The 19,970-nt window shown below is 44.1% G+C and carries 18 protein-coding genes; 10 read left to right on the forward strand and 8 right to left on the reverse strand.

Translation table 11 applies throughout. The features are described 5' to 3' along the window. Nucleotides 1-175 precede the first annotated feature (175 nt). Nucleotides 176-1,603, forward strand: a complete 1,428-nt coding sequence (gene dnaA, locus G7Y45_RS00005; protein ID WP_005781424.1) for a chromosomal replication initiator protein DnaA — start codon at nucleotides 176-178, stop codon at nucleotides 1,601-1,603. Nucleotides 1,604-1,675: 72 nt separating this feature from the next. Here dnaA and G7Y45_RS00010 read toward each other — a convergent pair whose 3' ends face one another. Then, nucleotides 1,676-2,464 (reverse strand): NADPH-dependent oxidoreductase, encoded by a 789-nt coding sequence (locus G7Y45_RS00010; protein WP_171810381.1) that lies wholly within the window; start codon nucleotides 2,462-2,464, stop codon nucleotides 1,676-1,678. A 248-nt stretch (nucleotides 2,465-2,712) separates the two neighbouring features. On the opposite strand from G7Y45_RS00010, the gene G7Y45_RS00015 reads away from it, so the two are divergent. From G7Y45_RS00015 to G7Y45_RS00035, 5 genes are all read left to right on the forward strand, one after another. Next, a complete protein-coding gene (locus G7Y45_RS00015) occupies nucleotides 2,713-5,256 on the forward strand; it encodes an adenosylcobalamin-dependent ribonucleoside-diphosphate reductase (protein WP_005781427.1) in 2,544 nt (847 codons plus the stop codon). 197 nt (nucleotides 5,257-5,453) lie between these two features. Continuing rightward, nucleotides 5,454-8,156, forward strand: coding sequence for a 4-alpha-glucanotransferase (locus G7Y45_RS00020; protein ID WP_165016211.1), 2,703 nt, complete (start codon nucleotides 5,454-5,456; stop codon nucleotides 8,154-8,156). A 128-nt stretch (nucleotides 8,157-8,284) separates the two neighbouring features. After that, nucleotides 8,285-9,316, forward strand: coding sequence for an acyltransferase family protein (locus G7Y45_RS00025; protein ID WP_005781433.1), 1,032 nt, complete (start codon nucleotides 8,285-8,287; stop codon nucleotides 9,314-9,316). Between the two features lie 51 nt (nucleotides 9,317-9,367). Beyond that, entirely contained in the window at nucleotides 9,368-9,736 is a 369-nt protein-coding gene (gene folB, locus G7Y45_RS00030) for a dihydroneopterin aldolase (RefSeq protein ID WP_005781435.1), read from the forward strand. A 23-nt stretch (nucleotides 9,737-9,759) separates the two neighbouring features. Then, nucleotides 9,760-11,181: a TlpA disulfide reductase family protein gene (locus G7Y45_RS00035; protein WP_165016213.1), complete on the forward strand. Its 1,422-nt coding sequence runs from the start codon at nucleotides 9,760-9,762 to the stop codon at nucleotides 11,179-11,181. Between the two features lie 563 nt (nucleotides 11,182-11,744). On the opposite strand, the gene G7Y45_RS00040 is transcribed toward G7Y45_RS00035, so the two are convergent. Genes G7Y45_RS00040 through mtaB form a run of 4 tightly spaced genes read right to left on the reverse strand, consistent with a single transcriptional unit; the run spans nucleotide 11,745 to nucleotide 15,510 of the window. After that, the gene (locus tag G7Y45_RS00040) at nucleotides 11,745-12,263 is read right to left on the reverse strand and encodes a methylglyoxal synthase (protein WP_005781440.1); all 519 of its coding nucleotides are present in this window, start codon (nucleotides 12,261-12,263) and stop codon (nucleotides 11,745-11,747) included. Nucleotides 12,264-12,267: 4 nt separating this feature from the next. After that, nucleotides 12,268-13,299, reverse strand: a complete 1,032-nt coding sequence (locus G7Y45_RS00045; protein ID WP_044299478.1) for a glycosyltransferase family 2 protein — start codon at nucleotides 13,297-13,299, stop codon at nucleotides 12,268-12,270. Then, a complete protein-coding gene (locus tag G7Y45_RS00050) occupies nucleotides 13,292-14,188 on the reverse strand; it encodes a lysophospholipid acyltransferase family protein (protein ID WP_032537576.1) in 897 nt (298 codons plus the stop codon). The genes G7Y45_RS00045 and G7Y45_RS00050 overlap by 8 nt, the downstream gene beginning before the upstream one ends. A 2-nt stretch (nucleotides 14,189-14,190) precedes the next feature. Continuing rightward, nucleotides 14,191-15,510: a tRNA (N(6)-L-threonylcarbamoyladenosine(37)-C(2))-methylthiotransferase MtaB gene (mtaB, locus tag G7Y45_RS00055; RefSeq protein ID WP_005808470.1), complete on the reverse strand. Its 1,320-nt coding sequence runs from the start codon at nucleotides 15,508-15,510 to the stop codon at nucleotides 14,191-14,193. A 139-nt stretch (nucleotides 15,511-15,649) separates the two neighbouring features. Between mtaB and G7Y45_RS00060 the strand changes: the two genes are divergently transcribed. Further along, nucleotides 15,650-17,323, forward strand: coding sequence for a long-chain fatty acid--CoA ligase (locus G7Y45_RS00060; RefSeq protein ID WP_044299480.1), 1,674 nt, complete (start codon nucleotides 15,650-15,652; stop codon nucleotides 17,321-17,323). Nucleotides 17,324-17,481: 158 nt separating this feature from the next. After that, nucleotides 17,482-17,697, forward strand: coding sequence for a hypothetical protein (locus G7Y45_RS00065; protein WP_005808476.1), 216 nt, complete (start codon nucleotides 17,482-17,484; stop codon nucleotides 17,695-17,697). Nucleotides 17,698-17,932: 235 nt separating this feature from the next. Here the strand turns inward: G7Y45_RS00065 and rplI are convergent, their stop codons facing one another. From rplI to rpsF, 3 genes are read right to left on the reverse strand one after another with little or no spacing between them, the layout of a single operon-like run. Next, on the reverse strand, nucleotides 17,933-18,376 hold the full coding sequence (gene rplI / locus G7Y45_RS00070) for a 50S ribosomal protein L9 (protein ID WP_005781448.1): 444 nt from the start codon (nucleotides 18,374-18,376) through the stop codon (nucleotides 17,933-17,935). Nucleotides 18,377-18,387: 11 nt separating this feature from the next. Then, complete coding sequence (gene rpsR, locus G7Y45_RS00075) at nucleotides 18,388-18,660, reverse strand: 30S ribosomal protein S18 (RefSeq protein ID WP_005781450.1); 273 nt, start codon at nucleotides 18,658-18,660, stop codon at nucleotides 18,388-18,390. A gap of 2 nt (nucleotides 18,661-18,662) precedes the next feature. Then, complete coding sequence (gene rpsF / locus G7Y45_RS00080; protein ID WP_005781453.1) at nucleotides 18,663-19,007, reverse strand: 30S ribosomal protein S6; 345 nt, start codon at nucleotides 19,005-19,007, stop codon at nucleotides 18,663-18,665. A 161-nt stretch (nucleotides 19,008-19,168) separates the two neighbouring features. Here rpsF and G7Y45_RS00085 point away from each other — a divergent pair, with 161 nt between their 5' ends. Beyond that, nucleotides 19,169-19,615 carry a MarR family winged helix-turn-helix transcriptional regulator gene (locus G7Y45_RS00085; RefSeq protein ID WP_005781455.1) on the forward strand — a complete coding sequence of 149 codons (447 nt, stop codon included), beginning with the start codon at nucleotides 19,169-19,171 and terminating at the stop codon, nucleotides 19,613-19,615. Nucleotides 19,616-19,753: 138 nt separating this feature from the next. Then, the gene (locus G7Y45_RS00090; protein WP_005781456.1) at nucleotides 19,754-19,930 is read left to right on the forward strand and encodes a hypothetical protein; all 177 of its coding nucleotides are present in this window, start codon (nucleotides 19,754-19,756) and stop codon (nucleotides 19,928-19,930) included. Nucleotides 19,931-19,970: the final 40 nt, after the last annotated feature.

Genomic DNA, 19,970 nt, shown 5'->3' on the forward strand with positions numbered 1-19,970 from the left:
AAGCAATAGCTTCCGGCAAGGGGTATTTTACAGGAAAATGATAAGTCATTGAAAGTAAACACATTATTCTTTCAGTGAGAAATACAAGAAAAAAGAGATTTGTTTTTCTCAAATAAGATTCCCAATTTTGCAATCGTAGAAGTTTTGCTTAATTAATAAATGTATTACAGCCGCTATGAGTGAATCGAGTCATGTCGGCCTATGGAACCGCTGTCTTGAAATTATAAGAGACAATGTTCCTGAGTCGACATACAAAACATGGTTTGTTCCCATTGTTCCTTTAAAATATGAGGACAAAACGTTAATCGTACAAGTTCCCAGCCAGTTTTTCTATGAATTTCTGGAAGATAAATTTGTGGACTTGCTACGTAAGACGTTATATAAGGTTATAGGAGACGGCACTAAGTTGATGTACAATGTGCTGGTAGACAAAAGTTCAGGGACAACCGTGAACCAGGAGTCTACTACCCGCTCTACGGCTATCCCTCAGTCCGGACTCCCCCGGGTTGACGAAAGGAAAGCTCCGGGGTTATTGCGTGCTCCGGCTGTCCAAGACCTTGACCCACATCTAAATCCGAACTATAATTTCGAAACCTTTATTGAAGGTTATAGTAATAAACTTTCAAGAAGCGTTGCCGAGGCCGTTGCCGAAAATCCGGCCAAGACGGTCTTTAATCCGTTGTTTCTTCATGGAGCATCGGGAGTAGGAAAAACCCATTTGGCCAACGCCATCGGAACTCGCATAAAAGAGTTGTATCCGGACAAAAGAGTGCTTTACGTTTCAGCACATTTATTTCAGGTACAGTACACCGATTCTGTGCGCAATAATACAACGAATGATTTTATCAACTTCTACCAGACAATCGATGTACTGATCATTGATGATATTCAAGAATTTGCCGGTGTCACCAAAACACAAAATACTTTCTTCCATATCTTCAATCACCTACACCAAAACGGCAAACAGTTGATATTGACTTCCGACCGTGCTCCCGTATTACTGCAAGGCATGGAAGAGCGTCTGTTAACCCGCTTCAAATGGGGTATGGTAGCCGAACTGGAAAAACCGACTGTAGAACTCAGAAAGAACATTTTAAGAAATAAGATTCATAGGGATGGGTTACAGTTCCCTTCTGAAGTAATAGACTACATTGCCGAGAATGTAAACGAAAGCGTGCGTGATTTGGAAGGCATTGTTATTTCTATCATGGCCCACTCGACTATTTACAATAAAGAAATCGATTTGGATCTGGCACAACGCATTGTCCGCAAAGTAGTCCGCAGTGAAACGAAAGCTGTGACCATCGATGATATTATTAATGTGGTCTGCAAACATTTCGACTTGGAATCATCAGCCATCCACACCAAATCAAGAAAAAGAGAAGTGGTACAGGCACGTCAGGTTGCCATGTATTTGGCCAAGACACATACAGACTTCTCTACTTCCAAAATCGGAAAATTCATAGGCAATAAAGATCATGCCACCGTATTACATGCATGCAAAACAGTAAAAGGCCAGTGCGAAGTTGATAAAAGCTTCCGGTCCGATCTGGAAAACATAGAAACTTTACTAAAGAAAAGAAATATAAACAGTGAACGATAAACAGTGAACGATGAACATTTGCAACCAATCATGCAAGCTGTTCATCGTTCGCTGTTTATTAATCACCGCCAGTTATTGCCCATCATTCATAAAGCCTTGTTGGCGAAGTACTTTCAACAGATTTTCAGACATAAATTCATTATCCTTCTTTGTATAACGAACATCTGTAAACACTTGAGCCAAAGTCTCCTTATGATTCTCCTCTATAAACTGCTTATTCTCAGGTAAGGACTCCTTATAAGCATACAGCCGGTTTATATCTTCGGCTGTATAATCGTGATAACTCTCTTCATGTATGATACCTTCTATAGGCAGACGATCTACTTGTTTAGGAGATTCCGCCGGATATCCCACTGTTACAGTAGTAATGGGAAATACCAGTTCCGGCAAGTGTAAAGCATCAATTATCATTTGAGGATTGTAAGTAGTAGTACCCAAATAACAAATACCCAATCCGGCCTCTTCGGCAAGCGTACAAAAGGTTTGTGCAACCAATAAAGTATCCATAGCCGCATTCAAAAAAGACATTAAATTATCATATCCCGGTTTCGCATTCCTTTCCTGACAATATTTGCAGAAACGGCGGAAATCTGCGCAAAATGTCAACACCACCGGCGCAGATTTTATCATCGGCTGATTAAAATGTGCCGGAGAAAGTATTTCTTTTTTCTCGGCATCACGAGTGACAACTACACTATAAAGCTGCATTCCGCCCATCGTAGAAGCACGAAATGAAGTTTCAAGCAAATCATTTAACAAATCCGACGTAATATCTTTTTGCTGATATTTGCGGATAGTTCTTCTGTTCTTAACTGTATCCATCATATCTTTTTTCTGCAAAGATATAAAAAGAATAATCATTCTATCTCATTTCCAATTTAGATTAATTTTCTTTTTGGAAAACTTCAGGCGCTGAACAAAACCATCATTCATTTGTTTATCAATTGCTTATCATTTATAAACGGATAACTTAGTACCGGTTAATAAATTATCTCGTTTTTATTTTGATATACCAAAAAACATTCATAGCTTTGCAGGCACGTTTGTTAATGATAAGTAAGCTTCTACATATTTACTTATTAATAATGATATCTAAGACACATTGCATCGTGGAAAAGCAAATTTACTCTTACGAGGAAGCCTACGAAGAATCTTTACGATATTTTCAGGGCGATGAACTTGCTGCGCGAGTTTGGGTAAACAAATACGCAGTAAAAGACTCTTTCGGAAATATTTACGAGAAATCACCGAAGGACATGCATTGGAGACTTGCTAACGAAGTGGCCCGCATCGAGGCAAAGTACCCAAACGCACTAAGCTCCGAACAGCTGTTTGAGCTTTTTGACCATTTTAAGTATATCGTGCCGCAAGGCAGTCCGATGACAGGTATCGGTAACGATTATCAAGTTGCTTCACTTTCCAATTGCTTTGTGATTGGTATTGATGGTTCTGCCGATTCATACGGAGCTATCATCAAAATAGATGAAGAGCAGGTGCAACTAATGAAAAGACGCGGAGGTGTAGGTCATGACCTCTCCCATATCCGTCCCAAAGGTTCTCCTGTGAAAAACTCAGCCCTGACTTCTACCGGGCTGGTCCCATTCATGGAACGTTATTCTAATTCTACACGTGAAGTTGCCCAAGACGGACGCCGCGGTGCGTTGATGCTCAGTGTATCGATCAAGCATCCGGATTCCGAAGCATTCATTGATGCAAAAATGACAGAAGGCAAGGTAACAGGCGCCAATGTTTCAGTAAAGCTGGATGATGCATTCATGGCAGCAGCTGTAGAAGGCAGAAAGTATACCCAACAATACCCCATTGACTCTGACCATCCCACTACGGTGAAAGAGATCGATGCTTCCAACTTGTGGAAGAAGATTGTGCATAATGCATGGAAATCGGCTGAACCGGGCGTATTGTTCTGGGATACCATTATCCGTGAATCAGTGCCCGACTGTTATGCAGATTTGGGATATAAAACAGTTTCGACAAACCCTTGTGGAGAAATTCCTTTGTGCCCTTATGATTCTTGCCGCCTGTTGGCCATCAATCTGTATTCATATGTAGTCAACCCATTCACTAAAGATGCCTACTTTGACTTTGAGCTCTTCCATAAACATGTAGCACTGGCTCAGCGCATCATGGATGATATCATCGACCTGGAATTGGAAAAGATAGAACGCATCATGGAGAAGATAGATCTGGATCCGGAAAACGAAGAAGTGAAACACACTGAACGCGGCTTGTGGGAAAAGATTTATAAGAAGAGCGGTCAGGGAAGACGTACCGGTGTCGGTATCACTGCCGAAGGCGATATGCTCGCCGCACTCGGAATGCGTTATGGAACAGAAGAAGCGACTGACTTCTCTGAGAAAGTACACAAAGCCGTAGCACTGGGTGCTTACCGTTCATCGGTGGATATGGCCAAAGAGCGTGGTGCATTCGATGTATACGATACGGAAAGAGAAAAGAACAACCCGTTCATCAACCGTTTGCGCGAAGCTGATCCGGCATTGTACGAAGACATGAAGAAATATGGTCGCCGTAACATTGCGTGTCTGACCATCGCTCCTACCGGAACAACCAGTCTGATGACTCAGACAACCTCAGGTATCGAGCCTGTATTCCTCCCGGTATATAAACGCAGAAGAAAAGTGAACCCGAATGACACCAACGTACGCGTTGACTTTGTAGACGAGACCGGAGACGCTTTTGAAGAATACATCGTGTTCCACCACAAATTCGTGACCTGGATGGAAGCGAACGGTTACGATCCCGCCAAACGATATACTCAGGAAGAGGTGGACGAACTGGTAGCCAAGTCACCTTATTATAAAGCAACTTCAAACGACGTAGACTGGTTGATGAAAGTCCGTATGCAAGGCAAAATCCAGAAATGGGTAGACCACTCCATCAGTGTGACCATTAACCTGCCGAACGATGTAGACGAAGAACTGGTGAACCGCCTGTATGTCGAAGCATGGAAGTCCGGTTGTAAAGGCTGTACGGTTTACCGTGACGGTTCCCGTTCAGGAGTGCTTATCTCTGCGAAGTCCGACAAAGACAAGAAAGAAGAGCTTCCTCCTTGCAAGCCGCCAACGGTAGTTGAAGTACGTCCGCCGGTACTTGAAGCTGATGTTGTGCGTTTCCAGAACAATAAAGAGAAATGGGTAGCTTTGGTCGGCCTGCTCGACGGCAGACCTTACGAAATATTCACCGGTCTGCAAGACGATGACGAAGGAATCATTATTCCGAAAAGTGTAAATACCGGACGCATCATCAAGAATGTCGATGAGAACGGAAACAAACGTTACGACTTCCAGTTTGAAAACAAACGCGGATACAAAATGACAATCGAAGGTCTGTCCGAGAAGTTCAACAAAGAATATTGGAACTATGCCAAACTGATCTCAGGTGTGCTCCGCTGGAGAATGCCGATCGAACAAGTCATCAAACTGGTAGGTTCGCTACAATTGGACAGCGAAAACATCAATACCTGGAAGAATGGTGTAGAACGTGCGCTGAAGAAATATGTGCAGGACGGAACGGAAGCTAAAGGCAAAAAATGTCCGAACTGCGGAAATGAGACATTGGTTTATCAGGAAGGTTGCCTCATCTGTACCACTTGCGGTGCATCCAGGTGCGGATAAAAAACAAACCTGTAAATGATTAATATATAAGCAAAAGCGTTGAAAGGAGCCTCTTGGCTCCTTTCAATGTTTAATAACATAAACAACACAAACGTTTGCATACTATTTTAAAGTAGTTCGATGAAAGTAAAGATACGACATACGTAGAATATTTCTATACTTGCAAAATCATTAGTCAAAAATTAAATCTAATATATATGATAGTATCATTTCATATTGAGTATCGCACAAGTTGGGGAGAAGAAGTCAGAATATTAGGTTCTGTACCCGAACTTGGAAACAATGATCCGGATAAAGCTATCTCCCTCACCACAGTAGACGGTATCCATTGGAGCAGTGAAATAGCTCTTCAATCACCGGCAGAAGGAGTTATAGAATACAGTTATCACATTTATCGCGACAATAAGAACATCCGTACTGAATGGAACTCTTTCCCCCGGCGTGCCTACCTGCCTGCGGATGACAAAAAAAGTCTGCGCATCAATGATTGCTGGAAGAACCTTCCGGAGCAGCAGTATTTCTACAGTTCGGCATTCACCGAATCGCTTCTGGCACACCGTGACCGGAGTGTAACCCCCAAAAGTTACAAAAAAGGATTGATGATCAAGGCTTATGCTCCACGCATCAACGGCAACTACTGTTTGGCCATCTGTGGCAATCAGAAAGTCCTTGGCAACTGGAATCCGGACAAAGCATGGCCTATGAGCGACATCAACTTTCCGGAATGGCAAGCCGAATTGGATGCATCTAAACTGGAATTTCCATTAGAGTACAAATTTGTATTATATAATAAGGAAGAGAAGAAAGCTGAAGCTTGGGAAAACAATCCTAACCGTTACATGGCTGCCCCCGAGATCAAAGCAAACGAAACACTGGTTATTTCCGACCGATATGTCTACTTTGACGTTCCGGCCTGGAAAGGTGCAGGAGTGGCCGTCCCCGTATTTTCACTCAAATCGGAGAAAAGCTTCGGTGTAGGAGACTTCGGAGACCTGAAACGAATGGTAGACTGGGCAGTCAGTACCAACCAGAAAGTGGTACAGATCCTACCGATCAATGACACCACCATGACCCATACATGGACAGATTCCTACCCTTACAATAGTATTTCCATCTATGCTTTCCACCCGATGTATGCCGACCTTAAACAGATGGGTACCCTGAAAGATAAAGAAGTCGCTACCGCTTTCAACCAAAAACAGAAAGAGTTGAATTCACTTTCTGCCATCGACTACGAAGCAGTGAACCGGGGAAAATGGGAATATTTCCATCAGCTATTCAAGCAAGAAGGAGAAAAAATATTGGCTTCGAAAGCCTTCCGTGATTTCTTTGAGGCCAACAAAGAATGGCTGCAACCCTATGCTGCCTTCAGTTATCTGCGTGACGTATACCGGACACCAAACTTCCGCGAATGGCCTAAATATTCGGAATATAATGCACAAGAGATTGAAGAGCTTTGCCGTCCCGGTACGAAAGTCTACCCCAATATCGCCATCTATTTCTATATACAGTTCAACCTCCACTTACAACTGCTGGAAGCAACCACTTATGCCCGCGAGCACGGAGTGGTACTAAAGGGAGATATCCCTATCGGCATCAGCCGCAACAGTGTGGAAGCCTGGACAGAGCCCTATTATTTCAATCTCAACGGACAGGCCGGTGCCCCACCCGATGATTTTTCTGTCAACGGGCAGAACTGGGGTTTCCCCACCTACAATTGGGACGTAATGGAAAAGGATGGCTATAAATGGTGGATGAAACGTTTCCAAAAGATGGCCGAGTATTTCGACGCTTACCGCATCGACCATATTCTGGGATTTTTCCGCATTTGGGAAATCCCGATGAATGCCGTGCATGGATTACTGGGACAGTTTGTTCCCGCACTGCCCATGAGCCGTGAAGAAATAGAAAGCTACGGATTACCTTTCCGCGAAGAATTCCTGACGCCTTATATCCACGAGTACTTCCTCGGACAGGTGTTTGGTCCCCACACCGACTACGTCAAACAAACCTTTATTGAGCCGACCGACACGTACGAAGTGTACCGCATGCGTCCAGAGTTCGACACTCAACGCAAAGTGGAAGCTTTCTTTGCCGGCAAGAACGATGAAGACAGCATATGGATCAGAGACGGATTGTACGCCTTGATAAGTGACGTACTGTTTGTGCCCGACCGTAAGGACACGAACCTCTTTCATCCGCGTATCGGAGTACAGCACGACTTCATCTACCGTGCCCTGAACGATTGGGAGAAAGCAGCATTCAACCGGCTTTACGATCAGTATTATTATCATCGCCATAATGACTTCTGGCAACAACAAGCCATGAAGAAACTGCCACAACTGACTCAGTCGACCCGCATGCTGGTATGTGGTGAAGATTTGGGAATGATACCGGATTGCGTGGCATGGGTGATGAACGACCTACGCATTCTGAGTCTCGAAATCCAGCGGATGCCCAAGAACCCGGCTGAAGAGTTCGGTCGCCTGAACGAATACCCGTATCGCTCGGTTTGCACATTCTCTACCCATGACATGTCGACTTTACGCGGATGGTGGGAAGAGGATTATCAACAGACTCAACGTTACTACAATCAGATGCTGGGGCATTATGGTGCCGCCCCTGCCGTAGCAACACCGGAACTGTGTGAAGAAGTGGTCCGCAACCACCTCTACAGTAACTCCATCCTTTGCATTCTGTCACTACAAGATTGGTTGTCGATGGACGGAAGATGGCGCAACCCGAACGTGCAGGAAGAACGGATCAATGTCCCTGCCAATCCCCGTCACTACTGGCGTTACCGGATGCATCTGACACTGGAACAGCTCATGAAAGCCGAAAGCCTGAATGAGAAAATCAGAGAACTGGTTAAGCAAACCGGCAGAAATCCGGAAAAATAATATCCGTCAGTTTCCCAAGAAAGAAAAAGAACAAAGAGAGAAGAGCGAACCGGTGTGTTTTTCGCTCTTCTCTCTTGCTTTTCAGTAATATTCAGTATCTTTGCTGCACCAATGCACAAACAGTCAGAATGGGAGACGACAAAAACAAACGAATTGATTTTGTAGACTTGACGAAAGGAGTCTGCATCATCCTGGTGGTGATGGCACACATAGGTGGAGCTTTCGAAAAGCTCGATTACCATTCGATGATCGCCAGTTTTCGTATGCCCCTTTATTTCTTTATCTCAGGTATCTTCTTCAAGTCGTACGAGGGGCTTTTCGGATTCTTCATCCGGAAGATAAACAAATTGATCGTCCCCTTCCTCTTTTTCTATCTCAGCGCATTCCTCCTGAAGTATATTGTATGGAAAATTGCTCCGGGTGTATTTCAACTCCCGGTCAGTTGGACAGAGCTTTTAGTTGTGTTTCATGATCATGCCCTGATCAAGTTCAACCCTCCTATCTGGTTTTTGCTGGCACTTTTCAATTGCAATATCCTGTTCTATCTGGTCCACAGCCTGCGCGACCGGAAGTTAGGTTTGATGTTTGCCCTCACCCTCCTGATCGGAATCGCCGGATTCTATATGGGTAAACACCAGATCGAACTGCCCTTGTACATAGACATAGCCATGACCGCCCTGCCCTTCTATGTGGCCGGATTCTGGATTCGCCGTTACAACTTTTTCCTCTTTCCCCACCGTTTCGACAAACTGATTCCGCTATGTATCCTGGCAGCCTTGGTTGTGATGTACTTCACCGCCACGTTTGTCGGTATGCGTACCAACAATTATGCAGGCAACATTTTCCAGTTCTGGGCCTCAGCGTTTGCCGGCATCTTTATGATTATGCTTTTCTGCAAAAAGTTTAAAAAGCTCCCTGTCATCTCTTATCTGGGACGTTACTCGGTCATTACATTGGGAATACATGCCCCCCTTTTACATTTCGAATATCCGGTTGTCAGCCGGTTTATCCATAATGAATGGGGACAAGCCATTGTCTTGCTATTGCTCACCCTGACAATCTGCATTGCCGCAACTCCCATATTTCTGAAACTGATTCCGCAGGCTGTGGCGCAAAAAGACTTTATCAAAACCAAGCAATCGCAACAACAGGAATCATAATTGCATTTATTATCTTATCTTTGCCAGAAGACAATATCAATCTTTATATTTATGACTACCCACTATTATATCTTTTTGGAAAACGTCCGTTTCTACAGTTATCATGGAGTAGCTCCACAAGAGACTGCGATTGGCAACGAGTTCATCATCAACCTGAGGTTGAAAACCGACTTTGGCAAAGCCACCGAAACGGATGAAGTAGAAGATACCGTCAGCTATGCAGACATACACGCCGCGCTGAAAGAAGAAATGGATATTCCCTCTAAACTGCTGGAACACGCCTGCGGACGAATCGTGAAAAGGCTCTTCCGGGACTTCCCGAAAATCAGTGAGATAGAAATCAAACTGTCGAAAAGGAATCCGCCCATGGGAGCAGACATCGACTCTGCCGGAGTAGAGATGCATTGCACGAGAGACTGAATCAACATTAATATACTAATACGATGAAAAACCTTTTATTGATCCTCCTGTTGTTGCTAACGGGAGAAATCAGCGCACAACAAACTGTGACAATTGTAGTCAAGACCACCCCGGACAACGAAATCGCTTACTGGCCTACAGGAAAAGATCACCTGTTCTTCATTACCTTGGGCACTAAGGCACAAGCTGACCCTCAGGGGCAGTTCGTTCATGAATTCAGCGTGAGCCGTCCCACTACGATTCATGTATGGGCCAAAGGGAATAATTCTTTCACGCTCTACCTGACACCGGGAAGCAAAGATACTATCGCTGTGGCCAAAGACACGATCAACTTCAGTGGCACCAACCGGGTCTACAACCGATGTCTGAAAGCGGTGGACGACTATCAGCAATATAGCGACAATCTGATATACATGCAGCCTCACGAACTCGAAGGGGTGACTTCATTGGAACAATATCATCAGTTGGCAGATGCCAGGATGAAACAGGCACTCGACTCTGTAAATGCCTCCGGACTTGATAAAGAGTTTCTCGCAGAGCAGCGTGCACACATTGATTACACCTATCGGTCTATCTTTCTGCACGTCGCAATGTATCTGGTGAAAAATGAGAACTTTACTGAAAATTGGCGCAAAGAACTTGCAGAAATCATCAATCAACCCGTAGACAGTGATTATCTGCGTTCCTACCGCGGAATCGGACTCTTTATAAACGACTTGATCGGCGCACAATTCATAAAACTGGAAAACGGCAAACCCGAAGAGATAAAGGACTATTGCTCCTTTCGCTTCGACCGTTACCGGAAATTCTTCAAAGGCGACAATCTGCAATATGCACAAGCGCTACTTATCTACGAAGACGAATTTCAAACAAGAAACACTCCCTCAATCCCCCAACTATACGAAAGATATAAGGCCGAATTCCCCAACAGCCCCTTTCTATCTGTTCTTGAACCGGGCGTTAATAAAAACCTCCGCTTCCAAAACAGCCGCATCGACGACAAGGACTATCACATTCTGCCTTGCGACTCCACAGTTGAAAATCTGGAAGATGCGGTAAAACCTTTCAAAGGCAAAGTGGTCTATATCGACGTATGGGCTACCTGGTGCGGCCCATGCATCAAAAAGTTCCAATACCTGCCCGCCCTCAAAGAAAAAACACATAACATGGACATTGTGTACCTATACATCTCGATAGACCGCCCTCAGGACAAGGAGAAATGGGAGAAAACCATCGGATATCACCAACTGAAAGGCTATCACTTATTGGTAAACGAAAAGTTAGGAAAATCGTTGTATGCCGAACTTGGAAACGAACGGCAAATACTGAGTATCCCCTGCTTTGTAGTTATTGATAAAACAGGAAAAATAGCTATCCGACACGCAGCCGCCCCGGACGAACCGGAAAAGGTAATAGAACAGTTGAGCACCTATTATAATGAGTGAAAACATATTCCCGGCCGGATCATTGGAAAAATAAAAACAGGCAAAAGCTTGACTTCTGCAAGAAAACAGAGTATCTTTGCCTATGTAATCATAAAGTATATTCGAATTAAAATACGGTAATAGGGAGGAATAAATGTTTCTCCCTATTTTTTTGTACCTGCATCAAAAAATTCCGGAAGAGCGTTGGTTTGAAACCTGCAGAGCCGGTGTTCCCCCCATTTAGAGCCTGAGTTTTACTCATTCAGACGGTTGCTTCCGATACTTTTTCCGGTATGTCGGGACACATTTCCCGGCATGAAAATGTTTTTTCATCAGAAGATAATCTTTTTTCTCCTATTGATAATCAACGGCGGGAAAGATGAAGGCTTGGAAGTTAACAATACATAAATCTGCTCTTGACAAAAACAGAAAGATAAACGACAGGCAAAACCGATACGCCACAAAGTAGATGTACCACCGAACGCACAGAGGGCGCGGAGTTATTATATAGTAATTCTATATAATTAAAGCTCCGTGCCCTCTGTGTACTCTGTAGTGAAATATACTTGCAGCCGAATAGGCTCTTATTTCTTTCTCTTTCTTTTCTTTACCGATTCTACCGCTTCGGTAACTACCGGTTTGTTTTCGAAACGTTTCGTATAGCCGGAGTAGTCCGGATGTGTCCGTTCGTAATCCGGATCAACAAAGAGCGGACTCGAAATAATATGATCGGCAGTGGAACGGTTGCAGCAGAAAACAATGTTCTCTACACTTGCCAGACGTGTCAGTGCCTTTACATCCGTATCGTGCGGTTGCAGGGTCATCGGGTCAGTGAAGAAGAAAAGATAATCGATCTCTCCGTCCACAATACGCGATCCCATCTGCTGGTCACCCCCCAAAGGACCTGACTTCAGAATGGTAAAATCCCATTCCACATCGGGATGTTTCTCTTTCAATGCTTCCAGTATCAGCGTACCGGTGGTACCTGTACAATAAAACTTATGTCCCATCAATAACTCCGAGTTCCAAAGAACCCATTCAATCAGGTCTTTTTTCATAGCATCGTGTGCTACCAGCCCGATTCTTCGAATTAGTTTTTCCATAACGTTATCCTTTAAAATCTGGTAATTGCGAAAAGAACTTCCGCCCTTTCACATAGAACTGCACTAAGATACTACTTTTTATCCGTTCGGGAATAAAGTGTGAGGAAGTTTTTCTGAGATTCTCCATTCTTGCATCCCGGAAGCTATCGCGCAATTGTTTAAATTCACGACGGGCATGGAGAACGGCCTTTGCGTTGGGCAGCTGTCCTTTAAGAACAAACGTAGCTGCCGCAATGTAATCGAGCCAGCAACGTACCCGCATCACTCCGGGCAGCTCTTCATCCGGAAGGTTCTTATAGAGCATGACAAGATTATTACGAAAGTTGAGGAAGGTTTTATGCGGATTCTCTTTTTTCAATGTGGCCCCTCCTACATGATACACCATACTTTGAGGAATGCAAACGATCCCCCGTCCACGGGCACGAAGCCTCCAGCAAAGGTCTATCTCTTCCATATGGGCAAAGAAACGCCCGTCAAGCCCGCCTGCCTCACGATAATCTGCCAAACGAATGAACAGGGCGGCACCGGTAGCCCAGAACACGGGGAATACTGTATCATATTGTCCTTTATCCGCCTCGACCACTCCCATCACCCGTCCCCGGCAAAACGGATAACCATAACGGTCAATGAATCCGCCGGAAGCGCCGGCATATTCAAACAGGTCCTTTTGTCGCCAACTGAGTATCTTAGGCTGGCAGGCAGCAACCTCCGGATGGGTATCCAAATAATCAGCCATCGGTTGCAGCCAGTGCTCTGTTACTTCTACATCAGAATTCAGCAGAACTACATATTCGGCTTCCACCTGTTGGAGGGCAAAGTTATAACCGTCGGCAAAACCATGATTTTCATCCAGCAGAATCTGGCGAACCGAAGGGAACTCGTGCCGCAGCATCTCTACCGACTGATCTGTAGAACCATTATCAGCCACACAAACTTCCACACCTTCCGCCTCGGAATGCCGGAGTACGGAGGGAAGAAACGAACGGAGCATTTCGCAACCGTTCCAGTTCAATATAACGACAGATATCTTATTCATCTTTCTTTTCGGGGCGTTTCAGCTTCCAGCGCTTATGTGACCAAAGCCAGTAAGCAGGTTCCTTCCGGATGGTCTGCTCCAATCTGCGGGCAAAGATTTCGGTAATCTCACCATCGGCGGTTTCTTTCGGACGATCGGTGACCAGATCGAACTCTACGCGGCAATACCCTCTCCGCTCCTTGCGCAACTCACAATAGAAAACCGGAAAGTCCATCATCTTGGCAATGCGCTCGGCACCATCCATGAACACCGTGTCCTGATTCAAAAAAGTAGTCCAATGGTGCGCCTCGTTCGTATTGGGCGATTGGTCGGTAATCAGTCCGATAGCCATCTTCTTGCCATCACGTCTCAGCCTGATCACTTCGCGGGCGGTGGAGTGCTTCGGCACATTGTACCCTCCGAAGCGGCTGCGGATGTACTTGAAAAGACCATCCAGATAAACATCTTTCAAAGGTTTGTATACCTGTACAGGTACATCGCCGGGACGCATAATCATTCCCATCCCCGTAATCCATTCAAAATTAGCATAGTGGGGGATCAGCAGGACAATCCCGCCCCGTTCGTCAATCATCCGGAGATAAGCTTCCTTGTTTTCGTAAGTCATACGTTTGCAAAGCTCTTTCTCGGACATGCGCAACATTTTCACATCTTCGAGCATATAGTCGCAAAGGTAATGATAGAACTTACGTTCAATGGCCTTCAATTCTGCTGCCGACTTCTCCGGAAAAGAGTTCTTCAGATTGGTACCCACCACCTTTCTCCGGTAACCGATCACGTGGTACAACCAGAAGTAAATAAAATCGGACAGGGCATACAACACCGGAAACGGAAGAATAGCCAAAAGCCACATCCCCACATAGGTTAACAAATAAAGAAGTTTCGATTTCATGTTTATTGTGTTATAGTTCCTTTCAGTGCAGTGCCATCTTCGTTAAAATCTCCCAAGAGAACATTTACTACTTGATTATCCAATGCCGGGTCACTTTCCACCTCTACACGAATGTAGTTTGCCGTAAAGCCGTGCATAGGCGCTCCTGCCTTAGGCTTCTCCATCAGGACAGGCATAGTCTGGCCGATATGACGGGCATAGAAGTCCTTCGTTTTCCCATCCGACAACGCAAGCAAACGCTGGCTTCGCTGATGCTTCGCCTCAGGAGTCACCACATGGTCTATCTTCAGTGCCTGGGTACCGGGACGTTCCGAATAACTGAACACATGCAATTGCGTGATATCCAGTCCGGAAATAAATTCATAGGCTTTCTCAAAATACTCGTCGGTTTCGCCACGTGTACCCACAATTACGTCCACGCCGATAAACGCATCAGGCATCACCTCTTTTATCTTTGCAATCTTCGAAGCAAAAAGTTCCGTTCCATACCGACGGCGCATCAACTGGAGCACTTCATCGCAACCGGACTGCAAAGGGATATGGAAATGAGGCATGAAGCTACGGGAGGTGGACACATATTCTATAATCTCGTCCGTCAGCAGATTGGGTTCAATGGAAGAAATGCGATAACGCTCAATGCCTTCTACCTGATCGAGTGCTTTCACCAAATCGAAGAAAGTCTCACCGGTGGACTTTCCGAAATCTCCGATATTGACTCCCGTCAGCACAATCTCTTTCCCACCTTCGGCAGCAGCCTGCCGTGCCTGCTCCACCAAAGATGCGACAGTCCCGTTGCGACTCCGTCCACGGGCAAAAGGAATGGTACAGTAAGAACAAAAGTAATCGCACCCATCCTGTACTTTCAGGAAAAAGCGGGTACGGTCACCTCTTGAACAAGACGGGGCAAAGGAACGGATATCTTTCGTTGCGGTTGTATAAGCCTCTCCTCCTTCGTGTTTATGCAAGTCGCCCAGGTATTGAAGCAGGTCTTTCTTTTGTTCCGCACCAAGCACAACGTCCACTCCCTCTATCTTTGCCACATCACCGGGTTTCAGCTGGGCATAGCAACCTGTCACCACCACAAACGCACCGGGATGTTGTTTCACCAGGCGGTGAATAGCCTGACGGCACTTCTTGTCCGCCATCTCGGTCACCGAACAGGTATTGACAATGCAAAGGTCAGCCTTTTCACCTTTCCGGGCCGTACGCACACCTGCCTCACGCAGGATTTTACCAATCGTCGAAGTCTCTGAGAAATTCAGCTTGCAGCCTAAAGTATAGTAAACGGCTGTCTTATCTTGAAATACAGTGGTATCTATCATAATCTGTAAAAACGCATATTCGGTACAAAGTTACACATTATTATTAGGAGTAAAGATGCAGAAGGAGTTAAAAGGAGTTAGAGGTTTTCTATTCTGAAAGTTTATACCTACTTTTGCACAAATCTTCAAAAAACGTGCAATGATAAAAGAAAACTTTATAAAACTCTACGAAAATAGTTTCCGTGAAAACTGGGATTTGCCCTGCTACACCAATTATGGTGAACCGGAAAGTTATACTTACGGTGAAGTAGCCGAAGAAATAGCCAAACTTCATTTGCTTTTCAAGCACTGTAGTTTGCGCCGGGGAGATAAAATCTCAGTCATCGGAAAAAATAATGCCCGTTGGTGCATCGCCTACATGGCGACCATTACCTACGGGGCCATCGTAGTACCTATCTTGCAAGACTTCAATCCGAATGATGTACACCATATCGTAAATCATTCTGAATCTGTCTTCCTTTTCACCAGCGACACCATCTGGGAAACTTTGGAAGAAGAACGACTGACCGGCATCCGTGCCGTCTTTTCACTGACAGACTTCCGTTGCCTGCACCAACGCGACGGCGAAACGGTTCAGAAATTCCTGAAACACATCAATCAGTGCATGGAAGAAACTTACCCGAAAGGATTCCAAAAAGAAGATGTCCTTTACACCACCTTGTCCAACGACAAGGTTATGTTACTGAATTATACCTCCGGCACTACCGGATTCAGTAAAGGGGTAATGCTGACCGGCAACAACCTGGCCGGTAATGTGACTTTCGGTATCCGAACGGAATTGCTAAAAAAAGGTGATAAAGTGCTCTCTTTCCTCCCACTTGCCCATGCTTACGGATGTGCTTTCGACTTTCTGACAGCTACGGCAGTTGGCACGCACGTAACCCTGCTTGGCAAAGTTCCCTCCCCCAAAATCATAATGAAAGCTTTCGAAGAGGTCAAACCCAACCTGATTATCACAGTACCGCTTGTCATCGAGAAGATCTATAAAAATGTAATCCAACCCATCATCAGCAAGAAAGGCATGAAATGGGCGTTGAGCATCCCCCTTCTCGACAGCCAGATATACGGACAGATTCGCAAGAAGCTGATCGATGCCCTTGGAGGACGTTTCAAGGAAATTATTATCGGCGGAGCCGCTATGAACCCGGAAGTAGAAGAGTTTTTCCATAAAATCAAGTTCCCTTTCACCATTGGCTACGGCATGACGGAATGTGGGCCGCTCATCAGTTATGCTCCCTGGGATAAATTCGTCCCTTCCTCATCAGGTAAAATACTCGATATCATGGAAGCCCGTATTTATAAGGAGAATCCGGAAGCCGGTACCGGAGAAATACAAGTGCGTGGAGAAAACGTAATGACGGGATATTATAAAAATCCGGAAGCCACCCGCGAAGTTTTCACTAAAGACGGTTGGTTGCGCACCGGGGACTTAGGCACTATGGACGATGAAGGTAATATTTTCATCCGTGGCCGCCTGAAGACGATGATACTCAGTTCGAGCGGACAGAACATCTTCCCCGAAGAAATTGAGGCTAAACTTAATAATCTGCCTTTCATTCTCGAAAGTCTTATCATAGAACGAAACAAGAAACTGGTTGCCTTGGTATATGCCGATTATGAAGCGCTGGATTCTTTAGGACTCAACCACGAAGATAACCTGAAAACGATTATGGACGAAAACCTGAAGAATTTGAATAATAGCGTGGCAGCCTACGAAAAAGTAAGCCAGATTCAACTCTACCCCACTGAGTTTGAGAAGACTCCGAAAAGAAGTATCAAACGCTATCTATATAACAGTATAGCAGAAGATTAGATATGTTTTAAAACATACAAAAAAACATAATGAAACATTCTTCTAAAAAAAAAATAAAAAAAAGTTGGGTTTAGGAGTACAACATATGCAAAAAGTACATACCTTTGCATCGTTTTAATAAGCAATTGATTGTATTACAGATTTAAAAAGCAAAGAAAATGAAAAAATTAGTTTTGATGTTCGTAGCTATCGCAGCAGTATCATTCGCATCTTGTGGTAACAAAGCAGCTGACGCTGAAAAAGCAACTGCAGATTCTATCCGTATCGCTGACTCTATCGCAGCAGTTGAAGCAGCTGCAGCTGAAGCAGCAGCTCAGGTAGCTGATACTACAGCAACTGACTCTACTGCAACTGAAGCAGTTGTAGCTGAATAATCTCGAACAACATTAGAGAGAATTGAAAGTCTGCCGTGCAAAAGCACGTACAGACTTTTTTTATATCCGTACCTTTCCATTACGGAAGTCGTTTCCTCCACATCTCCCCTTCTTCAACACTGGGCACCTCTGCCGGGTATCTCTTTATTTATAAACAAAGACACTCTCCCAATAATCTCTCAAAAAAAAGGACATCCCGTTTTGGAATGTCCCTTCTCAATGTCATATGATAGGCTTATTCAGCTACTACTTCAAAAGGAATTTCTACAGAAACTTCTTTGTGCAGTTTAACGATAGCTTTATAAGAACCAACTTCTTTTACAGCGTCTTTTACAACGATGATCTTTCTGTCGATTTCGTGACCCAACTTAGCCAATTCCTCAGCGATCTGGATGTTACCAACAGAACCGAAGATAGTACCGGTTGAGCTAACCTTTGTAGCGATAGTCAAAGATACACCTTCCAACTTAGCAGCCAGTGCTTCAGCATCTTTCTTGATTTTCTCAAGTTTGTGAGCACGCTGTTTCAGTTCTTCAGCCAACATTTTCTTTGCAGAAGGAGAAGCAATAACAGCTTTTCCGGTGGGGATCAAGTAATTACGACCATAACCAGACTTAACAGTTACGATGTCATTCTTATAACCCAAGTTTACTACGTCTTCTTTCAATATAATTTCCATACTTTTCCTCCTTATTTCATCATGTCAGTTACAAATGGAAGTAACGCCAGGTGACGTGCTCTCTTCACAGCCTGCGCAATACGACGCTGGAACTTCAAAGAAGTACCGGTGATACGGCGCGGAAGGATCTTACCCTGCTCATTCAAGAATTTCTTCAAGAATTCAGGATCTTTGTAGTCGATATACCTAATACCACTCTTTTTGAAACGGCAGTATTTTTTCTTCTTAACGTCTACTGAAGGCGGAGTTAAATATCTGATTTCTGATTGAACTTGTTGTGCCATGATTAATCCTCCTTTTTGTTTGATTTAACACTTCTTCTCTTTGCAGCATATTCTGCAGCGTATTTATCCATTCTGAAAGTCAGGAAACGGATTACGCGTTCATCACGACGGAAATTTAATTCCAACTTGTCAATAACAGTAGGTTCTGCATTGAACTCAATCAGCTGATAGAATCCTGTAGACTTCTTCTGGATTGGATAAGCCAGTTTCTTAAGTCCCCAGTTTTCTTCATTGATAATCTCAGCACCTTCAGCCTGAAGAATGCCTTTGAATTTTTCTACCGCTTCCTTCATCTGAACATCAGACAAAACGGGAGTTAAAATGAAAACGGTTTCGTATTGATTCATACTCGTTTTAATTAAATAAATAAATTATTTGATTTTAAAAATGCGGTGCAAAGGTAGGCATTTTATTTTGAACTGCAAACATTTAATCTTTTTTTATGCCACGGGATAGGATTTGTCGAAGAAGACATTTATCTTTGCAAAGTTGCTTAAACAATAATTTCATGATCGAACAATTTAATTTTGATATCAGACTAATCTTTGCTATCCTGAATGGCAAAGTTTCTGCCGCCATCAACCGTAAGCTATACCGTAACTTCAGACAGAACGGTCTGGAGATCAGCCCGGAACAATGGACGGTTCTTATTTTTCTCTGGGAAAAAGACGGAGTGACCCAACAAGAGTTGTGCAATGCAACTTTTAAAGATAAACCGAGTATGACCCGCTTAATCGACAATATGGAACGCCAGCATCTGGTTGTCCGTATCTCCGACAAAAAGGACCGTCGTACCAATCTGATCCACCTGACCAAAACAGGAAAAGAACTGGAAGAAAAAGCCCGTGTTATAGCCAACCGGACACTGAAAGAGGCGTTGCACGGCATCACAGTCGAAGAATTAAGCGTAAGCCAGGAAGTATTGAGAAAGATATTTTTCAATACCAAAGATTAATCAATACGGAGAAGTGAAAGCAACCAAATCAACTATTTATGGCTAATTAATGGTTTTTTTGCGAAAATAATTTCGCTCGTTAAAGAATTATGCGTTAATTTGTGACTGGAATATAATAATCTATTAAAATACACACACATGAAAGGCTTATTAAAGAATTTAGGATTGATATTAATCTTAGTCGGAATAATCATTCTGATTGTTTGTTCTCTGACCGGAGACGTGAACAACAACGCTATCCTGGGAGGCTCGATAGTATTGGTGGTACTCGGACTCATTTCTTACATTGCGATCAATAAAAGAATTGCGGATTAATATTTTCAACAGAAATAAAAAAGCCGGAAAACGAATGTTT

The sequence above is a fragment of the Bacteroides sp. ZJ-18 genome, assembly GCF_011038705.2.
In the GTDB taxonomy this organism is placed as follows: domain Bacteria; phylum Bacteroidota; class Bacteroidia; order Bacteroidales; family Bacteroidaceae; genus Bacteroides; species Bacteroides hominis.

Coding starts and splice junctions, on each gene's coding strand:
- dnaA (WP_005781424.1), top strand. CDS start 176: ATGAGTGAATCGAGTCATGTCGGCCTATGGAACCGCTGTCTTGAAATT.
- G7Y45_RS00010 (WP_171810381.1), bottom strand. CDS start 2,464: ATGATTATTCTTTTTATATCTTTGCAGAAAAAAGATATGATGGATACA.
- G7Y45_RS00020 (WP_165016211.1), top strand. CDS start 5,454: ATGATAGTATCATTTCATATTGAGTATCGCACAAGTTGGGGAGAAGAA.
- G7Y45_RS00025 (WP_005781433.1), top strand. CDS start 8,285: ATGGGAGACGACAAAAACAAACGAATTGATTTTGTAGACTTGACGAAA.
- folB (WP_005781435.1), top strand. CDS start 9,368: ATGACTACCCACTATTATATCTTTTTGGAAAACGTCCGTTTCTACAGT.
- G7Y45_RS00035 (WP_165016213.1), top strand. CDS start 9,760: ATGAAAAACCTTTTATTGATCCTCCTGTTGTTGCTAACGGGAGAAATC.
- G7Y45_RS00040 (WP_005781440.1), bottom strand. CDS start 12,263: ATGGAAAAACTAATTCGAAGAATCGGGCTGGTAGCACACGATGCTATG.
- G7Y45_RS00045 (WP_044299478.1), bottom strand. CDS start 13,299: ATGAATAAGATATCTGTCGTTATATTGAACTGGAACGGTTGCGAAATG.
- G7Y45_RS00050 (WP_032537576.1), bottom strand. CDS start 14,188: ATGAAATCGAAACTTCTTTATTTGTTAACCTATGTGGGGATGTGGCTT.
- mtaB (WP_005808470.1), bottom strand. CDS start 15,510: ATGATAGATACCACTGTATTTCAAGATAAGACAGCCGTTTACTATACT.
- G7Y45_RS00060 (WP_044299480.1), top strand. CDS start 15,650: ATGATAAAAGAAAACTTTATAAAACTCTACGAAAATAGTTTCCGTGAA.
- G7Y45_RS00065 (WP_005808476.1), top strand. CDS start 17,482: ATGAAAAAATTAGTTTTGATGTTCGTAGCTATCGCAGCAGTATCATTC.
- rplI (WP_005781448.1), bottom strand. CDS start 18,376: ATGGAAATTATATTGAAAGAAGACGTAGTAAACTTGGGTTATAAGAAT.
- rpsR (WP_005781450.1), bottom strand. CDS start 18,660: ATGGCACAACAAGTTCAATCAGAAATCAGATATTTAACTCCGCCTTCA.
- rpsF (WP_005781453.1), bottom strand. CDS start 19,007: ATGAATCAATACGAAACCGTTTTCATTTTAACTCCCGTTTTGTCTGAT.
- G7Y45_RS00085 (WP_005781455.1), top strand. CDS start 19,169: ATGATCGAACAATTTAATTTTGATATCAGACTAATCTTTGCTATCCTG.
- G7Y45_RS00090 (WP_005781456.1), top strand. CDS start 19,754: ATGAAAGGCTTATTAAAGAATTTAGGATTGATATTAATCTTAGTCGGA.